The following is a 17,007-nucleotide window of genomic DNA, read 5'->3' as shown; positions in this document are numbered from 1 at the left end:
GCGGGAAGAATGACGGTCAAGCGCCTCTGCCGTGCGGCGTCGATAGCGCTCTGTATCGCAGCCGGCGCTTCCTCGTCATGGGCCGGCGACGACGTGCCTGTCATTAGCCGGCAAATCTCCGATTTCAGGATCGGCTCTTCGGAGACGCAATTCGGATCGCTGGAATTTCTCGGCGGGCTGGAGATGGTCTCCAGCAGAGCGCTATTCGGCTCGCTCTCCTCCATCCGTTTCCGGCCGGACCAAAAACATTTCGTCGTCGTGCTCGATACCGGCCAGTGGTTGACCGGCGGCATCGAGCGCGACGTCAAGGGCAGGCTTTCCGGCCTTTCGGATGTCGAGATCACGCCGATGAAGAACAGCGCTGGGCGCAGCTTCGAAGGCAAGGGACATATGGATGCCGAGGGCCTGGCGCTCGACGGCGACCGGATCCTGGTCTCCTTCGAGCAGGCTCATCGCGTCGATGTCTATCCCGATCCCGGCTTTGCCGGCTCGGGAGCGATCGCCACTTTGCCGATCCTGATTCCGCGGAGAATGCTGAGCGACAACCGCGGCATCGAAACGATCACCGCGGCGCCGGCATCCAGCCCGCTACGGGGCGGCGTGGTCGTCGTTTCCGAACGTGGTCTCGACAGCGACGGCAACCGGCTGGCGGCCATTCTCAGCGGGCCGCAGAAAGGCCGTTTCTCGGTTAAGCGGGACGGCAGCTTCGACATCACCGACGGTGCCTTCCTGCCGAACGGCGACCTGCTGCTGCTGGAGCGCCGCTTCAACATGGCCGAAGGCATCGGCATGCGTCTTCGGCGCATCAAGGGCGCCGACATCAGGCCCGGCGCCGTCGTCGACGGCGACTTGCTGCTGGAAGGCAATTTCAACTCGCAGATCGACAATATGGAAGGGCTCGATGCTTTCCAGGCCGCCGACGGCACGACCCATATCATTCTGGTGTCGGACGACAATCATTCGATCCTGCAGCGCAATCTGATGCTGGAATTTCGGCTTTCTGAAGAGGCCGCGTGGTCAGCGCCGAATTCCCGGAAGCGGAATTGATCCTAGCCATCGGCCTGAAAATCGGAATCGATTTTCGGAAAGCACGATGCGTAGATTCAAAATGTTAGAGCGTCCTTTGTGAAGACGTCGGACTGATGTCATATGCCTCGGCTATCCCGCCGCAATCGGCCGGCTTGCGACATCGGGAAGGCAGCCTCGGAGGGAAGTTCGTGGTGCATATTCATGTCATGGGCGCGTCCGGTTCCGGCACGACATCGCTCGGCCGTGCGCTTGGCGAAAAGCTCGATATCGCCCATCTCGACACCGACGAATTCTTCTGGTTGCCGACCGATCCGCCGTTCACGACGCCGAGGGATGCCGACGAGCGCATCGGGCTGCTGCTCGATGAGGTGGCGCGGCATGAAGGCTGGATCCTCTCCGGATCGGCGCTGAAATGGGGAAGGCCGCTCGAGCCGCTTTACGATCTGATCGTGTTCCTCAGGATCGACCCGGAGCTTAGAATGGCGCGCATCCTTGCACGGGAGATTGCCCGATACGGCAACAGAATCAGGCCGGGCGGCGACATGGCCGTAAAAAGCGGGGAATTCCTGGAATGGGCGGCGAGCTACGATACGGCCGGTCCCGAACGCCGCAGCCTTGCGGCACATGAGCAATGGCTGGAAACACAGACAGCGCCGGTGCTGCGGCTTGATTCATCGCTAGGTATCGACGATCTGACGGCAGAAGTGCTGCTGCATCCGGCCATCGCCGCCGGTGCGGTCCGGCGGCGTCGGTAACTTCAGCTAGAGCGGTTCGGCTTTTAACGGAAACGCAGGACCGCTCTAGCCTTTTGTTTTGACGCAATTCCGGACGGAAAACCGCTTCGCACTTTTCCCGGAAAGGCTCTAGCTGGCCCGAGCAGCCTGCATCGGCCGCAACACGTTCATCAGCGCGCCATAGGGCAGCAGCATGACGAGGCCGACGATCATCTTCACGGCGAAATCGCCAATCGCCCAGGAAATCCAGCGCGGAGCCTCGGTGGCGAAGACGCCGAGGACGGGGGCTGCTTCCAGCGCGAAGGGATCGTTCGGGCCGAGGAGGACGAAAAAGGCGGCGAAGGACAGCGAGAAGAACATCACCGTATCGAGCGCCGAGCCGATCAGCGAGCCGATCAGCGGCGCGCGCCACCAGGCCTGGCGGCGGAGGCGGTTGAAGACGGCGATATCGAGCAGCTGGCCGGCGAGATAGGCCGAGCCGGAGGCAATGGCGATGCGCGGCACCGAGGTGAAGAAGGACAGCGTCACGCCGACGATGAAGCCGGCAAACACGACCTTGCGGGCTGCCTGCGGGCCGAACTGGCGGTTGGTCAGATCGGTGATGAGGAAGGCTATCGGATAGGAGAAGGCGCCCCAGGTCAGGATGTCGGCAAGGTTGATGCCGGCGACTTCGGCGTTCAGAGGAAACTGGACGAGGAAGTTGGAGGCCACGACGACGAGCGTCATCAGCGCGACATAGGCGATGGTATAGCGGGTCTTCAGCATTTTTTTATCCTGGGTGATGCCACCAGTTGGAGGAGCAAACCGGCAAAGCAAAAGGCTTGTCCGGTATTATCCGTTCAAGCCTTTTGAAGCCGTATGAAAGAAGGGCAGAAGCTTACGCAGCAGCGGCTTCAGCGGTCTTCTTGGCGATCTGACGGCGCAGCAGGCGCGCGCGCATCGACAGTTCGTTTTCGCTGGCCTTCAGCAGGAAGGCATCGAGGCCGCCACGATGCTCGACGGAGCGAAGAGCAGCAGCCGAAACGCGAAGACGATAACGCTGGTTGAGAGCGTCGGAAATCAGCGTTACCTGGCACAGGTTCGGCAGGAACCGGCGCTTGGTCTTGTTGTTGGCATGGCTGACATTGTTACCAGTCAGGACGGCCTTGCCGGTCAATTCGCACACGCGGGACATGGAACACCTATTCTTGTTTTTCTCGGGCCATCGAATTGCCATTCCCGGCAAAGCCAGGCGCGCAATCCAACGGGCATGATTGGAAAGTTGCGGTTCTATAGTCAGACAGGCTGCTCGCGTCAAGCCAAACCTTGGCCTTTCCCGCAATTCTGTCAAAAAGCTGCTGTTTTCTTCCCTTCGCGGCAGGAGTATAGAGCGCTCAGCAAGGGCCTGCCAGCGCGCAGCAAGACAAGGCTTTTTCCATGGCTCATTCGGGCAGACGGATTTTCATTTTGGCCATCGCCGCACTTCTTGCCATACCGGCATCGGCGGCCGAAATCCAGCATCGGACGGAATACCGGGTGGCGCTCGCCGGCCTGCCGATCGCGCGCGCCGCGTTCCTGACGCAGATCGAGGACGACCACAGCTACAAGATCGCCGGCGACATCAATTCTGCCGGTCTTGCCGATCTCGTCACGACGATTTCGGCCAAGACCAGCGTCACCGGCGTCGTGCGCAAGAACAGGCTGCAGGCGTTGAAATATTCGCTCTACTACAAGAGCGGCAAGAGGAAGGCCCGCGTCTACGAGGTCAGCTACCGCAACGGCAACATCATCTCGGCGACGACGACACCGATGCCGAAGCGTCCGAAGAACTGGATCGACGTCTCGCCGCGCGACATGCGCTCGGTGCTCGACCCGATCTCCGGCCTGGTCTTCACCGGCGATACCAAGGTCTGCTCGCAGACGCTGCCGATCTTCGACGGCGAGACGCGCATGGATCTGGTGCTGTCGCCGAAGGGCGACGAGGATTTTTCCACCAATGGCTTCAAGGGCAAGGCGACTGTCTGCGGCGTGCGCTTCGTACCGCGCTCGGGCTACAAGAAAGGCCGCAAGGACATCGACTATCTCAGTAAGAGCAACCGCATGGAAATCTGGTTTGCCAAGTCGGACGCGGCAAATGTATACGCTCCTGTCTATGTGCGCATTCCAACCGAGTATGGAATGGTGACGATCACTGCCGTCAAATACGGCAGCAACAGCTGACGGGGCTTCTGTCTCCGTGAAGGGGGACAGGTGAAGCTTCGCGCGACGTTGATCGGTTTTACGGCCATTCTGATGTGGTCGTTCCTGGCGTTGTTCACCGCCGCCTCCGGCAAGATGCCGCCGTTCCAGCTTTCGGCAGTCTGCTTTGCGATCGGCAGCATTCCCGGCCTTGTGGTTCTTACCCTCAATCCCTCGCGGCTGGCGCTGCTGAAGCAGCCGGCCAAGGTCTGGATAACAGGCATTGTGGGGCTGTTCGGCTATCATTTCCTCTATTTTACCGCGCTCCGGAACGCGCCGGCGGTGGAGGCGGGACTAGTCGCCTATCTCTGGCCGCTGTTGATCGTCGTCGGTTCGGCACTGCTGCCGGGCGAACGGCTGCGCTGGTATCATGTGGCAGGTGCGCTTGCCGGACTTTGCGGCACCTTCCTGATCGTTAGCCGCAACGGCATCGATTTCGACGGCGCCTATGCCGTCGGTTACGGCGCTGCCTTTCTCTGCGCCTTCACATGGTCCGGCTATTCGCTGCTGACGCGGCGTTTCGACGCCGTCTCCACGGATGTCGTCACCGGCTTCTGCCTTGCGACCTCCATCCTGTCGTTCTTCTGCCATCTCGGCCTGGAGACGACCGTCTGGCCGGCAACGGTTTTCGAATGGGTCGCCGTCGCCGGGCTCGGGCTCTTTCCGGTCGGTGCTGCCTTCTACGCCTGGGACTACGGCGTCAAGAACGGCGATATCCAGATTCTCGGCGCGGCAAGTTATGCCGCACCTCTGCTTTCGACGCTTATTCTGGTGCTGTTCGGATTTGCCGAGCCGAACTGGCGCATCGCCCTTGCCTGCCTGCTCGTCACCGGCGGGGCAGTGCTCGCCGCACAGGACATGTTCCGTCGCAAGAGCCAGGCGCAGCCTGCAGCGGCGGAGTAGGCCTCAACCGCCGGGCTTCCAACCGGGTGGCGCTATTTCGAAGCTTGAAAATTCGAAGCCGGGCGAGACGGTGCAGCCGACCAGGGTGAAATCGCCAAGGGTTTCGGCCGATTGCCACCAATTGGCGGGAATGATTGCCTGCGGCTGCTCGCCGACAGAAAGATTCGTTCCGAGCGTCAGGGTCTCGCTCGCCGTTCCGTCTTCCGAGCGGTGCAGCGAGAGCGGCGCGCCGGCATAATAGTGCCAGACCTCTGCCGCGTCATGGACACGATGCCAGTGCGAGCGCTGTCCCCTGGTCAGCAGATAATAGATCGCTGTCGAATGGCCGCGTTCTCCGCCCGCCGTATCGCGGAATGTCTGCACGTACCAGCCACCTTCGGGATGCGGCTGCAGGCCGAGTTCGCGGATGATGTTCTCGGGCGACATCAGAAATGGTCCTTGCGTTTGCGGATTTCCGCAAAGACTTCCTCGTTGGTCTTGCCTTCCATCACCAGATTGCGGCGGATCGCCGGGTCGGCGGCGCGCAGAAACGGATTGGTTTCCTTTTCCAACCCCAATGTCGTCGGGATGGTGAATTTGCCGTCGGCGCGCAAGGTCTCGATCTCGGCGGCACGGCTCTTCAGGCGCTCATTGTCGGGATCAACGGTCAGCGCGAAGCGGGCATTGGACAATGTGTATTCATGGCCGAAATAGACGGCGGTCTCATCGGGCAGCACGGCGAGTTTCTGGAGGGAATGCCACATATCGGCGGCCGGGCGTTCGAACAGCCGGCCGCAGCCGAGCGCAAACAGCGTGTCGGCGGCAAACAGCAGCTTATCGTCGACAAAGTGATAGCAGATGTGGCCGGCGGTGTGGCCGGGCGTTTCGATGACGTTGACCGTGTGATCGCCGAAAAGGAAGCTGTCGCCATCGGCCATCGCCCGATCGAGGCCAGGAATGGCGACGGCCTCGTTGATCGGGCCGATGATCTCGCAGCCGAACTGCTCCTTCAGCGCCAGATTGGCGGTGACATGGTCGGTGTGATGATGAGTGGTGAAGATATGGGTGATTTTCCAGCCGCGACGTGTCGCCGCTTCCAGGATCGGTGCCTCCTCCGGTGCATCGATCGCCGCGGTAAAGCCTGTCTCCGGATCGTGCACGAGAACGCCGAAATTGTCGGTGCGGCAGAGAAAAACGTCTAATTCCAAAGGTTTCATCGTTCAATAATCCCTTATCCCAGGAGTTTCGCGGAAATGTAGAGGTTCCGGCCTTGAAGTCCAACCGCCCGCTGATAACATTTGTCGCAATGCACGCCGATATCGTCGACTTACGCCAGTTCTATCACTCCGAGCTCGGACGTCTTGCCGAGCAGTCGATCGCCATGGCGCTGTCCTCGCTCTGGGTGCGGCTGCCAGAAGAGCGTCTGGTCGGCCTCGGCTATGCCGTGCCCTTCCTCGACCGCTTCCAGGCCGATACCGAACGCACCTTCGCTTTCATGCCGGCCGGGCAGGGTGCGGTGAACTGGCCGATGGGCTTGCTCTCGACGACGGCGCTGATTTTCGACGAGGAGCTGCCGCTGCCGGACTCCTCGATCGACCGGGTGCTGATGGTGCATTCGCTTGAATTCGCCGAAAGCCCGCGCGAGACGCTGAAGGAGCTCTGGCGGGTGCTGGCGCCGGGCGGACGGTTGGTCATCGTCGTGCCGAACCGGCGCGGCGTCTGGGCACGCATGGAGCATACGCCCTTCGGTTCGGGCCGGCCCTATTCCCGCGGTCAGTTGACAAATCTGCTGCGCGAGACGAACTTCACGCCGGGCGCCACGGCTGAAGCGCTGTTCTTCCCGCCCTCGAAGCTCAGGACCATATTGCGCCTTCGCCGCGCCTTCGAGCGGATCGGCCGAACGCTTTGGCCGGCCTTCTCGGGCGTCATCATCGTCGAAGCGCAGAAGCGGCTCTATCAGGGGCTGCCGGTTGCGGCGCGGGCCTCCCGCCGCGTCTTTGTGCCGGTTCTCGCGCCTCATGGCGTGCCGACCACACGCACGACAGCGCCGCGCGTCTTTTAAGACGCGCAAAGGACGTTGTAGCACTTTGAATGGCTGCATAATTTTATCCTTAAGTCGATTCCGATTTAAGGAATTATGCAGGAGGTAACGTCGCTCCCAGCGTTCCCCAACTGCTTGTGTCACGCCCATAGCTCTCGACAACAATCGCATTCCGCTTTAATGCCACTTGGTGTTTTTCAGCCCGGATTTACCGGCAATTCCAAGGTCGAACCCATGAACGTTGAGATGAGCAAGCCCGTTCCGCGTCCCGGTATTCTCGATATCGCAGCCTATGTGCCGGGCAAGGAACATGCGCCGGGTGTCGCCCGCGTCTACAAGCTTTCGTCCAACGAAACGCCGTTAGGCGCCAGCCCGAAAGCAATCGAGGCCTTCAAGGCGGTTGCCGACAATCTGGGGCGTTATCCTGACGGGCAGGCGATCGAACTACGCGAGGCGATCGCCGCCGTGCACGGTCTCAATCCGGCAAACATTCTCTGCGGCAACGGGTCCGACGAGCTGCTCGGCCTGCTCTGCCATGTCTATCTCGGCGCTGGCGACGAGGGCATCATCACCGAGCACGGCTTCCTCGTCTACAAGATCCAGATCCTGGGCGCAGGCGCTACGCCCGTCGTCGTCAAGGAGAGGGACTATACCGTCGATGTCGATGCGATCCTTGCCGCGGTGACGGAGAAGACGAAGATCGTCTTCATCGCCAATCCCGGCAATCCCACCGGCACCTATGTTTCCGTCAGCGAAATCCGCCGCCTGCAGGCCGGACTGCCGAAACATGTCGTCCTCGTGCTCGATGCCGCCTATGCCGAATATGTGCGCCGCAACGATTATGAAGCCGGCATCGAGGTCGTGTCCTCCAATGCCAACGTGGTGATGACCCGCACCTTCTCGAAGGCCTACGGTCTTGCGGCGCTGCGCGTCGGCTGGATGTACGCGCCCGCCGAGATCGTCGATGCGCTGAACCGCGTGCGCGCGCCGTTCAACTTGAACGCGCCGGCAATCGCCGCCGGGGCCGCGGCCATCCGCGACCAGGCCTTCATCCAGCAGGCCGTCTCCTTCAACCAGATGTGGGTCGAGAGACTCACGCAGGCGTTCGAAGCGATCGGCCTGAAGGTGACGCCGTCGGTTGCCAATTTCGTCCTCATCCATTTCCCCGAGATCGACGGCAAGCGCGCCGCGGATGCCGATGAATTCCTGACGAGCCGCGGTTACATCCTGCGCGCCGTGCGCGGTTATGGCTTCGCCAACGCGCTGCGCATGAGCATAGGTCCCGAAGAGGCCAACCGCGGCGTCATTGCCGCGCTCACCGAATTCATGGGACATCAGGCATGAGCGTGCAGTTCGATCGGATCGCGCTGATCGGCATCGGCCTGATCGGCTCTTCGCTCGCCTATGACATCAGGCGGCTTGGTCTTGCAAGGGAGATCGTCGTCGCCACACGCAGCCCCGATACGCTGAAGCGCGCCGAAGAGCTAGGCCTCGGCGACCGCTACACGACGTCTTCGCAGGATGCCGTCAAGGATGCCGATCTGGTGATCGTCTCGGTGCCGGTCGGCGCTTCGGAAAGTGTGGCGAAGGAGATCTCGGCATGCTTGAAGCCCGGGGCGATCGTTACCGACGTCGGTTCGACAAAGGCCTCGGTCATCGCGCAGATGCAGCCGCATATGCCTGATAATGTGCATTTCATCCCCGGCCATCCGCTGGCCGGCACCGAAAAATCCGGCCCGGATGCCGGTTTCCCTGGCCTCTTCGAGGGCCGCTGGTGCATCTTCACGCCGGTCGCCGGTACCGACGAGGCGGCGCTGAAGCGGCTGCGCAGCTTCTGGGAAGCGCTGGGCTCGAAGGTCGACGAGATGGATGCCGAGCATCACGACAAGGTGCTCGCCATCGTCTCGCACCTGCCGCATATCATAGCCTACAATATCGTCGGCACCGCCGACGATCTGGAGACGGTGACGGAATCGGAAGTCATCAAATATTCCGCCTCGGGCTTTCGCGATTTCACCCGCCTTGCTGCCTCCGATCCGACGATGTGGCGCGACGTCTGCCTTCACAACCGCGACGCGATCCTCGAAATGCTGGCGCGTTTCTCGGAGGATCTCGCCTATCTGCAGCGCGCCATCCGCTGGGGCGAGGGCGACAAGATTTTTGAACTCTTCACCCGCACACGCGCCATCCGCCGTTCGATCGTCCAGGCCGGCCAGGATGTCGACGCGCCGGATTTCGGCCGGCACGCGCTGGATAAGAAGTAGCTGCCGCGATGGTGGAGGTGGCAAGCGCTGGCCAGGCGGATATCGACTGGCTGGTGCGCGAGGACGCCAGCGCCGGTGAAGCGTGGGTATCGCGCTGCGTCGCGCTCGGCGAATATCTGGTTGCCAGGGAGGCCGGCGAGATCGTCGGCTTCCTGCGCTTCTCCCGCTTCTGGGGCAGGGTTCCCTATATGGAAATGATCCGCGTCCTGCCCGGCCACCGCCGGTCGGGCATTGGAACGGCGCTGTTTCTCGCTTGGGAAGACGCCATGCGCGACGACGGCGCCCGCATGCTGATGACGTCGAGCGAATGCGACGAAAGCCGGCCTCAGGACTGGCATCGCCGCAATGGATTTTCTGAAACCGGTGCGATCGAACTACCCGGCCTGCAATCGGTGCCGGAAGTCTTTTTCATCAAGCGAATTGCCTGAAGCGCCTCGCGTCGAGCCGGAATCATGCGACGCGCTTCAGGGTTTTTCCTATGCATCCCGTATCCAAAAACCGCTGGACACTTTTGGGGGAGATATTCAGATCGGCGGAATCCGCCCGAGCGGGATAAAACCGCTGACGGTGGCATTGCCGCGATCGACGACGAGATCGACGGAGACCTTGTCGCCGCCGCCGGCAAGTGCCTTCAAGAGCTTCGTCGCCGTGTTGACGGTCGAGGCCATATCCGGAAAGGCCTGTTTCAGGCTGTCGCCCCAGGGGCCGAGCTGTTCGATCTCCAGCTTGAATTTTCCCGAGAGAAAGCCCTGCTCGTCGAAAGAGAAGGGGCCGGTAAGCGTCATCACCTTGCCGTCGCCGATGTCGGCGACGATGCGGCGCAAGTCGCCCGTGGCACCGTTGAGGCCATTCCGGTCGCTGCCATCGATCAGGCCGGCCTTGCCGGCAACGGTCAGATCGATGCTGGCCGACAATTTCGGGAAGACCTGCGGCCAGTCCTTGATCGCTGCGTTGGCGTCCTGCACGGAGATCGCACCGTCGAGATCGGCGCCGTTCTGGCGCAGATGGATTTCGGTGCGAGTGGCATCGAAGCTCATGGTCTGGCCGGTGTAGGAGGAGACGGCCATCGCCTTCAGACCTTCGATGACGGTCGAGCTGTGGTCGACGCCCTGCAGCCTGGTCGCAAGGCTTGCCTGCAGGTTCGTCCATTGGGCCGAGATCGAAAGGCCGTTGCTGGTGCGGATTTCGGCCGGCGAATCCAGTTCCCAGACGATATCGCCGGGCGCATAGACCTGTGCTGCCGAGCGCAGCGCGCCGAAGGTGGCGGAGACGCCGTTGACATTGTCGTCGACATCGATCTTCGAGCAGAACAGGCCGATACGGAAAGGATAGCCGCGGAATTCGATATTGGAGCATTCGCCGCTGACGCCTGCCTGATCGCGCGGCGCGATCGCTTTCAGCACTGTGGTCTTCAATGCCGACGCCGCATAGAACCAGCCGCCGGTATAAAGCGCGATCACCAGGAGGATACCTCCACCCAGCAACCAGAATTTCTTGCCGCTGCCGGATTGGCTGCTGCCGGATCGGCTTGACGCTGCCATGATGTTCTCCAATGGTGAATCGCAAATGTGATTCCGGTCTGGCGTGCGATATGGACGAATTTTGGGTATTTGGCTACGGTTCGCTGATGTGGAATCCGGGCTTCGAGTTCACGGAGCGGGCAGAGGCCCTGGTCTACGGCTACAGGCGTTCGCTTTGCGTCCGCTCCTTTGTCCATCGCGGCACTCGCGACAATCCGGGTCTGGTTCTCGGCCTCGACAGGGGCGGCGCCTGCCGCGGCATGGCTTTCCGCATTTCGCCCGAAAAACGGGATGAGGTGATCGATTATCTCCGCGCCCGCGAGCTGGTCACCAACGTCTATCTGGAGCGCCGGGTGCAGCTGCAGCTTGCCGGCCGGCGCCGGGTGGAAGCGGTCGCCTACATCATCGATCGCGAGCATGAGCAATATGCCGGCGCGCTCGATGCGCTTGCGGCGGCACGGGTGGTGAACGAAGCAAAGGGCCGGTCTGGTCCGAATGATGCCTATGTCTTCAATACGCTGACGCATCTGAAGCAGATGGGCATTCGCGACCATTGGCTGGAGCAGGTCGTCAACGAAGTGGAGCGGCTGCGCGCCGCCTGATCTCAGCCAGTTGCTGCGTTCAGCTTGCGCAGCTCGACCAGTCTGTCGACCGCCGTCGGCGGGAGCGGCAGATGCGGATTTTGCGCCACGGTTTCGAGCAGAAGCTCGTCGCTTGCCCGCTCCGATACCTCGATCAGATGGGCAAAAAAGGCGTCCGGATCCATTCCCGGCATGATCGGCGGCAGGATCTTCACCTTGAAGTGGCCGGGATAACGACGAATGCTCCGTCGCGGCCAGAAGAGGCCGGGATGCATGGCGACCGGCACGACGGGGAGGTTAAGGTCGCGGTACATGCGGGCGATGCCGTATTTATAGAGCGGTTCCGCACCCGGCGGACGGCGGGTGCCCTCGGGATAGATGATGAGCTGGCGGCCGGTTGAAAGCTCTTCCTTCGTGCGCTTCAGCACTTCCACCATCACCTTGCCGCGGGCGCCGCGATCGACCGGGATCATGCGCTGTTTCTTCGCATACCAGCCGAAGAGCGGAATCCACATCAGCTCGCGCTTCAGGATGTAGACCGGATCCTTCAGCCAGGGCAGCAGCGCGTAGGTATCCCAGAAGGACTGATGCTTCGGCGCCAGGATGTAACTGCCGTCAGGCAGGTTCTCCAGGCCCTCGATCTCGAAGGTAGTGCCGACGATCACCCGCATCAGCCAGTGGTTGGAGCGCGCCCAGTTCTTCGGAATCGCATAGGCGATCTTGCGCGGCACGGCGAAATAGTAGGGCGAGAGCACGATCATCCGGATGATGAGGTTGGCGTAGAAGATCGTGTTGAAGAGAACGGAACGCAGGGCGATCATGAAACTTTCCCGAGGCATGCTCACGCGACCGGCCTACACGATATTGCCCATCATAAAAAGCGTTTGATGCTGCCTTGGTGTAAAAGCCTAGAACAGGATGATTTAGGCCTGTTCGGCCTAAAATCTAAATCCTGTTCTACATTATAAAGTTAGAGCATGATGTCGTCCGAAAACCGCTCACACTTTTCGGCATCATGCTCTGGAGCAATTCCAGCAAAACTGCGCAGCGGCTTTGCGTCCGGGATTGCGCAAAACAAAAGACACAGCGTCCTATCGGACGCGCGGCGCTCTATTCGTGGCCGGACGCATTTGCCGAGCGCAGCCCGGTGTGGCGGCCGAAGCCGGTGATGTTGCGGGCGCCGGTCAGCAGCACCTTCACATATTCGGCCAGCATGACGCGCATCGCATTCGGGTCGGTGAACCAGTTGCGGCTCTTCAAATCCGAGTTGACCACGGGATAAGCGATGAACTCGATGTCGGGATCGACATAGGAGAGCTCGGCGAGGCTTCGCGGCATGTGGTAGTTGTTGGTGACGATCAGAACGCTGCGGTATCCCTTGGCGTGAATCCAGTTCGAAGCTTCCTCGGCATTGCCAATCGTGTCGATCGCATCGTAGCCGATATCGACACAGCAGGAGAAGAGATCGGCAGAACCCTGCGTCATCTTGCGGATCTGCGCCGGGGTCGTCGTCGGGTGGGCGCCGGAAATGAGCAAGCGCTTGCCGGCACCCTGCTGCAGCAGCTCCACGGCCTGGTCGATGCGCTGGTAACCACCCGTCAGCACCACGATGGCATCCGCCTTCGGTTCGGCCGGGGGCTTCAGCGTCGTCACGGAATCGGCGAAACGCAGAAACCCCCCGAACACCAGGGCGATCGCCAGCAAGCAGGCAAAGCCGCCCCAGCGCAGCAGGCGGCGGATCGGCCCGCGCCGCGGCAGCAAACCTGCCGGGCGATCAAGCTCCGGGTCCTGATGAATCGGGTTGGGTGTCGTGTGTCCCATCGTCATGAATCGTGATTATACGCTGATTGCGGCGCGGAACAGACGCTTTCATGGCAAAACGGCACGGTCGCGATCAACTTCCGATGCCGTCGGTGCGTGTCGGGTCCGAGCGTAGAGTATCGATTTCGTAGATCGTCCGCATGACGGTCAGCCGCGCGGTGAAGGTGGTCAGGAGCGCGATGACGATCATCGTCGCGAAGATGCCGGCATAGCCGAGCACGCCGACGGAAAAGGTGCCGAAGAGCGCGGTCGCCTGGTCCGTCTCCGGGGTGGCGAGGGTGCGGCTCTGCCAGAAACCGGCGGTGGCGAAGAAGAGCGCGGCAAGCGCGCTGCCGATCGCCGACCCCTTGAGGCTGATCTTCAGGAAATGCTTCTGGAATTCGGTGGCGACGAAGGAGCTTTCGGCGCCGACGAAATGCAGCACTTCGACGACGTGACGATTGCCCGACAGCGCGCCGCGCGTGGCGAAGACGACGGTGAGCACCATCGCCGTGAAAACCAGGAGCAGGATGCCGGTGCCGATCATGACAGTCGTGTGCGCCATGGACACCAACCGGTCGACCCAGGTGCGGTGATCGTCGAGGGTGGCCTGCGGGATACTGTCCTTCAGCAATGCCCGCATCGAACCGAAATCCGGCGGATTGCTCTCGTCGATGGTGATGATGACAAGGCGGGGAACGGGCAGATCCTTGAGATCGAGACCGGGGCCGAGCCAGGGTTCGAGCAGGCGAGCGGTCGCCGCCTCGTCGACGATCTGGCCGCTCTTGGTGCCGACGAAGGTCAGCGCCAAGTCGCGCGCCTGGGTCAGCGCCTTTTCCATGTCAAGATTGTCGTCCGGCTTGATCTGGATTGTGATCTCGCGGGAGATCTGGCTCTCCCAGCTGGCCGCCGTCGAGCGCACCATGCTGACGCCGCCGAGCGTCAGGCAGGCGAGGAAGGCCATGATCGATATCACCACCATCAAGGCACTGCCCTGGATGTTGGAAGGCGGCAGGATGGGCGCGGTCGGGCGCACGCGCAATTCCGGCCGCTTCTGCTGGGCCTTGGCCGGCGCCTTCTCGCGGTTTCTGGACGGAGGCTCAGTCATAGATATCGAGATGCCCCCCTGAGAGGATCATGCGGCGGGCTTCCACCTGTTCCATCAGCGCCAAGTCATGCGTGGCGATCACGACCGCCGTGCCGAGGCGGTTCAGCTCGAGGAAAAGGTTGAGCAGGCGCTTGGCCATCGGCGGGTCGACATTGCCTGTGGGTTCGTCGGCCAGCAGCACTTCCGGCCGATCCATCAGCGCCCGGGCGATTGCGGCGCGCTGCTTCTCGCCGCCGGAGAGTACGGGCGGCAGCACGTTGATGCGTTCGCCGAGGCCGACCCATTTCAAAAGTTCCAGGACGTCGGTCTTGTAGGAGCTCTCATCCTTGCCACGCACCCGTAAGGGCAAAGCGACATTCTCATAGGTGGTGAGATGGTCGAGGAGGCGGAAATCCTGGAAGACGATGCCGACGCGGCGGCGCAGCAGCGGCAGTTCGGGGCGGGGGATTTCGGAAATGTCGCGCCCGAACATGCGGATCAGGCCGCGCGTCGGCTGTAGCGACATGAAAAGCATCCGCAGCAGCGACGTCTTGCCGGCGCCCGATGGACCCGTCAGGAACTGAAAGGATTTCTTCGGAATGTCGAAGGTCAGGTCCCGGAGGATTTCCGGGCCCATGCCGTAGCGCAAACCGACATTCTCGAAGTGGATCAACGGGCAGCTCAGTCTGTTGTGGGTTTCACCGCACGACTTGTTAACCAACACCGTTAACAGCCGGTAAATTTTGCTGGAAAGACGCCCGTTTGATGGCGATCTTTGCGAAGCATTAACTATTAAAATTTACGACTGAGCAGGATTCGTTTCAATGCCAAGATTTCCCCTGGCGGCGAAACCATGTGGACATCTGCGAGGCAGCCACCATGGAAGCATCCTCCTTCAGTCGCCGGACGCCTGGCCAGGCCTATGATTTTCTGCCGCCGGAACCTGCCAACCGTCGGTACCGCTCGGCGCGTCCTGCCGATATCTCCGACGCCGAATTCGTCACCCTCGGCAAAGTTCGGCCCAGGGAATTCAATGCAAGGACCTATAACGACAACCGCAAGCGTATGGCTGCCGCAAACGCCGCACCGCCGCCCTTCATGCCGGCAATGGCTGCTTCCGTTCTGCAGACCGTGGAATCCTGGCTGCAGCGCGCGTCGATGCGGAGCTTCGTAGCGCTGGTGCTGGCGCTCGTCGTGCTCGTCTTCGGGCTTGCGGGTGGTTTTTCCGGCCTTTCCGGCGAGCGAGCCACCTCCGGCGCATCGCTGCATTTCACCCACGTCACGGTGACGCCGCGCGATGCGAACGGCATGCGCGTGCTCGTCATCAACGGCATCATCGAAAACGAGAGCGGCGCCACGCAAACGGTGCATCCGATCCGTGCCGATCTCGTGACCGACGAGCGGCTGACCGCAAGCATCGTCATCAACCCGCCCGCCGACGTGATCTATGGCGGCCAGAGCAGGGGCTTCTCGGCTCGCGTCCAGCATGCCGGCGGAGAAATGCCGGAAGTCCGGCTTTCCTTCCTGCCACAGACGTAACAGGACATGGAATGCCGACTTTCGCGCCACAGGTCGCGCCAATCCCGTTAATTTCATAGCCGGCGAGGCTGTTTCAGGCTCGCATATGTGCTAACGGCTTACCCTTCTTTTCATGGAGCAAGCCCTTATGCCTGTCGTGCGCGGAAAAAATATCGAGCCGCTCTTCACCGCCGAGCAGATCGCCGAGCGCAATCATTCGATGGCGCGGGAGATCGCCAGCGGCCCGACCAAGGATCTGCTCGTCATTGCCGTGCTCAAGGGCTCCTTCATCTTCGCCGCCGACCTGATCCGCGCCCTGCATGATAGCGGGCTTGCCCCGGAGGTCGAGTTCATCACGCTGTCGAGTTACGGCATCGGCACGGTTTCGCAAGGCGTGCGCATCGTCAAGGATATCGACAGTGACGTGCATGGCCGCGACGTCCTGCTGATCGACGATATCCTCGAATCCGGCCGCACGCTGCTCTTTGCCAAGGAGCTGCTCTTCGAACGTGGCGCGCGCAACGTCACGATCGCCGTGTTGCTCGACAAGCGCGTCAAGCGCAAGGAAAAGCTGGAGGCTGATTATGTCGGCTTCGAATGCCCTGACTATTTTGTCGTCGGCTACGGCATGGATGTCGCCTATGCCTTTCGCGAACTGCCCTTCGTCGGCGTGGTGACCGGGGACGCCTGAGCTACTGCATAATTCCTTAAATCGGAATCGATTTAAGGATAAAATTATGCAGCAATTAAAAGTGTTACAGCGTCCTTTGCGCGTCTTAAAGACGCGCGGCGCTGTAATGCCTTCGAGACGGGTTGTTAACCATCTCGTCCATCGCTTCCTCATCTTTACCGATCGAAAAGGAAAGTCTGGTGATTTCCGTCACGGGGCTGATACGGAGCGATGCACATATGGCAAGAATTCTGATTACGGAAGACGAGGACTCCCTGCGGTCCTTCGTAGCCCGGGCCCTGCGGCTTGACGGCCACGAGACCGACGAGGCTGCCGACGGGGCTGAAGGCCTGGAGAAGCTCAAGGACGGGGTCTACGATCTGCTGCTTTCAGATATCCGCATGCCCGTGATGGACGGCATTGAACTCGCCCATCAGGCAAAAGACGCCTTCCCGGGTCTGAAGATCCTGCTAATGACCGGTTATGCCGAACAGCGCGAACGGGCCGACGATCTTGCCGAAAAGATCATCGACGTCGTCGCCAAGCCATTCGCGCTTCCCGATATCCGCAAGGCAGTCGCCCGGGCGCTCGTCTCTTAAAACATGACGCCGACAGTGTGAGCGGTTTTCGGACGGCATCCGGCTCACCCTCCTTGATTTGGAAC

The 17,007-nt window shown here is 61.3% G+C and carries 21 protein-coding genes; 12 read left to right on the top strand and 9 right to left on the bottom strand.

Annotation, left to right across the window (positions count from 1 at the left end):
- Positions 1-9: 9 nt before the first annotated feature.
- Together GFM02_RS06215 and GFM02_RS06210 are read left to right on the top strand one after the other, a co-directional pair.
- Entirely contained in the window at positions 10-1,047 is a 1,038-nt protein-coding gene (locus tag GFM02_RS06215; protein WP_168321153.1) for an esterase-like activity of phytase family protein, read from the top strand.
- 170 nt (positions 1,048-1,217) lie between these two features.
- A complete protein-coding gene (locus GFM02_RS06210; protein WP_026265476.1) occupies positions 1,218-1,784 on the top strand; it encodes an ATP-binding protein in 567 nt (188 codons plus the stop codon).
- A gap of 108 nt (positions 1,785-1,892) precedes the next feature.
- On the opposite strand, the gene GFM02_RS06205 is transcribed toward GFM02_RS06210, so the two are convergent.
- Positions 1,893-2,528, bottom strand: coding sequence for a VUT family protein (locus tag GFM02_RS06205; protein ID WP_168321152.1), 636 nt, complete (start codon positions 2,526-2,528; stop codon positions 1,893-1,895).
- Positions 2,529-2,640: 112 nt separating this feature from the next.
- The gene (gene rpmB / locus GFM02_RS06200) at positions 2,641-2,937 is read right to left on the bottom strand and encodes a 50S ribosomal protein L28 (protein ID WP_018243798.1); all 297 of its coding nucleotides are present in this window, start codon (positions 2,935-2,937) and stop codon (positions 2,641-2,643) included.
- A gap of 242 nt (positions 2,938-3,179) precedes the next feature.
- On the opposite strand from rpmB, the gene GFM02_RS06195 reads away from it, so the two are divergent.
- On the top strand, positions 3,180-3,962 hold the full coding sequence (locus GFM02_RS06195; RefSeq protein WP_168321151.1) for a DUF3108 domain-containing protein: 783 nt from the start codon (positions 3,180-3,182) through the stop codon (positions 3,960-3,962).
- Positions 3,963-3,992: 30 nt separating this feature from the next.
- The gene (gene yddG / locus GFM02_RS06190; RefSeq protein WP_168321150.1) at positions 3,993-4,883 is read left to right on the top strand and encodes an aromatic amino acid exporter YddG; all 891 of its coding nucleotides are present in this window, start codon (positions 3,993-3,995) and stop codon (positions 4,881-4,883) included.
- A 3-nt stretch (positions 4,884-4,886) separates the two neighbouring features.
- On the opposite strand, the gene GFM02_RS06185 is transcribed toward yddG, so the two are convergent.
- Together GFM02_RS06185 and gloB are read right to left on the bottom strand one after the other, a co-directional pair.
- Complete coding sequence (locus GFM02_RS06185; RefSeq protein WP_168272772.1) at positions 4,887-5,309, bottom strand: cupin domain-containing protein; 423 nt, start codon at positions 5,307-5,309, stop codon at positions 4,887-4,889.
- Entirely contained in the window at positions 5,309-6,079 is a 771-nt protein-coding gene (gloB, locus tag GFM02_RS06180; protein ID WP_020051841.1) for a hydroxyacylglutathione hydrolase, read from the bottom strand. The genes GFM02_RS06185 and gloB overlap by 1 nt, the downstream gene beginning before the upstream one ends.
- Positions 6,080-6,132: 53 nt before the next feature.
- On the opposite strand from gloB, the gene GFM02_RS06175 reads away from it, so the two are divergent.
- The 4 genes from GFM02_RS06175 to GFM02_RS06160 all read left to right on the top strand — a co-directional run bounded on the left by GFM02_RS06175 (position 6,133) and on the right by GFM02_RS06160 (position 9,595).
- Positions 6,133-6,924 (top strand): class I SAM-dependent methyltransferase, encoded by a 792-nt coding sequence (locus tag GFM02_RS06175; RefSeq protein ID WP_168321149.1) that lies wholly within the window; start codon positions 6,133-6,135, stop codon positions 6,922-6,924.
- Positions 6,925-7,149: 225 nt separating this feature from the next.
- Entirely contained in the window at positions 7,150-8,247 is a 1,098-nt protein-coding gene (gene hisC, locus GFM02_RS06170) for a histidinol-phosphate transaminase (protein WP_020051839.1), read from the top strand.
- Positions 8,244-9,167 carry a prephenate/arogenate dehydrogenase family protein gene (locus GFM02_RS06165; RefSeq protein WP_168321147.1) on the top strand — a complete coding sequence of 308 codons (924 nt, stop codon included), beginning with the start codon at positions 8,244-8,246 and terminating at the stop codon, positions 9,165-9,167. Before hisC ends, GFM02_RS06165 begins: the two co-directional genes overlap by 4 nt.
- 8 nt (positions 9,168-9,175) lie before the next feature.
- On the top strand, positions 9,176-9,595 hold the full coding sequence (locus tag GFM02_RS06160; RefSeq protein ID WP_168321146.1) for a GNAT family N-acetyltransferase: 420 nt from the start codon (positions 9,176-9,178) through the stop codon (positions 9,593-9,595).
- Positions 9,596-9,691: 96 nt separating this feature from the next.
- Here the strand turns inward: GFM02_RS06160 and GFM02_RS06155 are convergent, their stop codons facing one another.
- A complete protein-coding gene (locus GFM02_RS06155) occupies positions 9,692-10,708 on the bottom strand; it encodes a DUF2125 domain-containing protein (protein WP_168321145.1) in 1,017 nt (338 codons plus the stop codon).
- Between the two features lie 50 nt (positions 10,709-10,758).
- On the opposite strand from GFM02_RS06155, the gene GFM02_RS06150 reads away from it, so the two are divergent.
- Positions 10,759-11,289 (top strand): gamma-glutamylcyclotransferase, encoded by a 531-nt coding sequence (locus tag GFM02_RS06150; RefSeq protein ID WP_168272778.1) that lies wholly within the window; start codon positions 10,759-10,761, stop codon positions 11,287-11,289.
- A gap of 2 nt (positions 11,290-11,291) precedes the next feature.
- On the opposite strand, the gene GFM02_RS06145 is transcribed toward GFM02_RS06150, so the two are convergent.
- From GFM02_RS06145 to ftsE, 4 genes are all read right to left on the bottom strand, one after another.
- Positions 11,292-12,089, bottom strand: coding sequence for a lysophospholipid acyltransferase family protein (locus GFM02_RS06145; RefSeq protein ID WP_168321144.1), 798 nt, complete (start codon positions 12,087-12,089; stop codon positions 11,292-11,294).
- Positions 12,090-12,378: 289 nt separating this feature from the next.
- Positions 12,379-13,089 carry a YdcF family protein gene (locus GFM02_RS06140; RefSeq protein ID WP_168321143.1) on the bottom strand — a complete coding sequence of 237 codons (711 nt, stop codon included), beginning with the start codon at positions 13,087-13,089 and terminating at the stop codon, positions 12,379-12,381.
- Between the two features lie 73 nt (positions 13,090-13,162).
- Positions 13,163-14,176 carry a cell division protein FtsX gene (locus tag GFM02_RS06135; protein WP_131663282.1) on the bottom strand — a complete coding sequence of 338 codons (1,014 nt, stop codon included), beginning with the start codon at positions 14,174-14,176 and terminating at the stop codon, positions 13,163-13,165.
- A complete protein-coding gene (gene ftsE / locus GFM02_RS06130; protein ID WP_020051831.1) occupies positions 14,169-14,828 on the bottom strand; it encodes a cell division ATP-binding protein FtsE in 660 nt (219 codons plus the stop codon). Before ftsE ends, GFM02_RS06135 begins: the two co-directional genes overlap by 8 nt.
- Positions 14,829-15,034: 206 nt before the next feature.
- Here ftsE and GFM02_RS06125 point away from each other — a divergent pair, with 206 nt between their 5' ends.
- From GFM02_RS06125 to GFM02_RS06115, 3 genes are all read left to right on the top strand, one after another.
- The gene (locus tag GFM02_RS06125) at positions 15,035-15,694 is read left to right on the top strand and encodes a hypothetical protein (protein WP_168321142.1); all 660 of its coding nucleotides are present in this window, start codon (positions 15,035-15,037) and stop codon (positions 15,692-15,694) included.
- Between the two features lie 127 nt (positions 15,695-15,821).
- Positions 15,822-16,364, top strand: a complete 543-nt coding sequence (gene hpt, locus GFM02_RS06120) for a hypoxanthine phosphoribosyltransferase (protein ID WP_003543314.1) — start codon at positions 15,822-15,824, stop codon at positions 16,362-16,364.
- 218 nt (positions 16,365-16,582) lie between these two features.
- A complete protein-coding gene (locus GFM02_RS06115) occupies positions 16,583-16,942 on the top strand; it encodes a response regulator (RefSeq protein ID WP_020665298.1) in 360 nt (119 codons plus the stop codon).
- Positions 16,943-17,007 lie beyond the last annotated feature (65 nt).

Origin of the sequence: Rhizobium leguminosarum bv. viciae, assembly GCF_012276115.1 — a bacterium.
In the GTDB taxonomy this organism is placed as follows: domain Bacteria; phylum Pseudomonadota; class Alphaproteobacteria; order Rhizobiales; family Rhizobiaceae; genus Rhizobium; species Rhizobium leguminosarum_T.
This window is presented reverse-complemented; position numbering and strand designations above follow the sequence as displayed.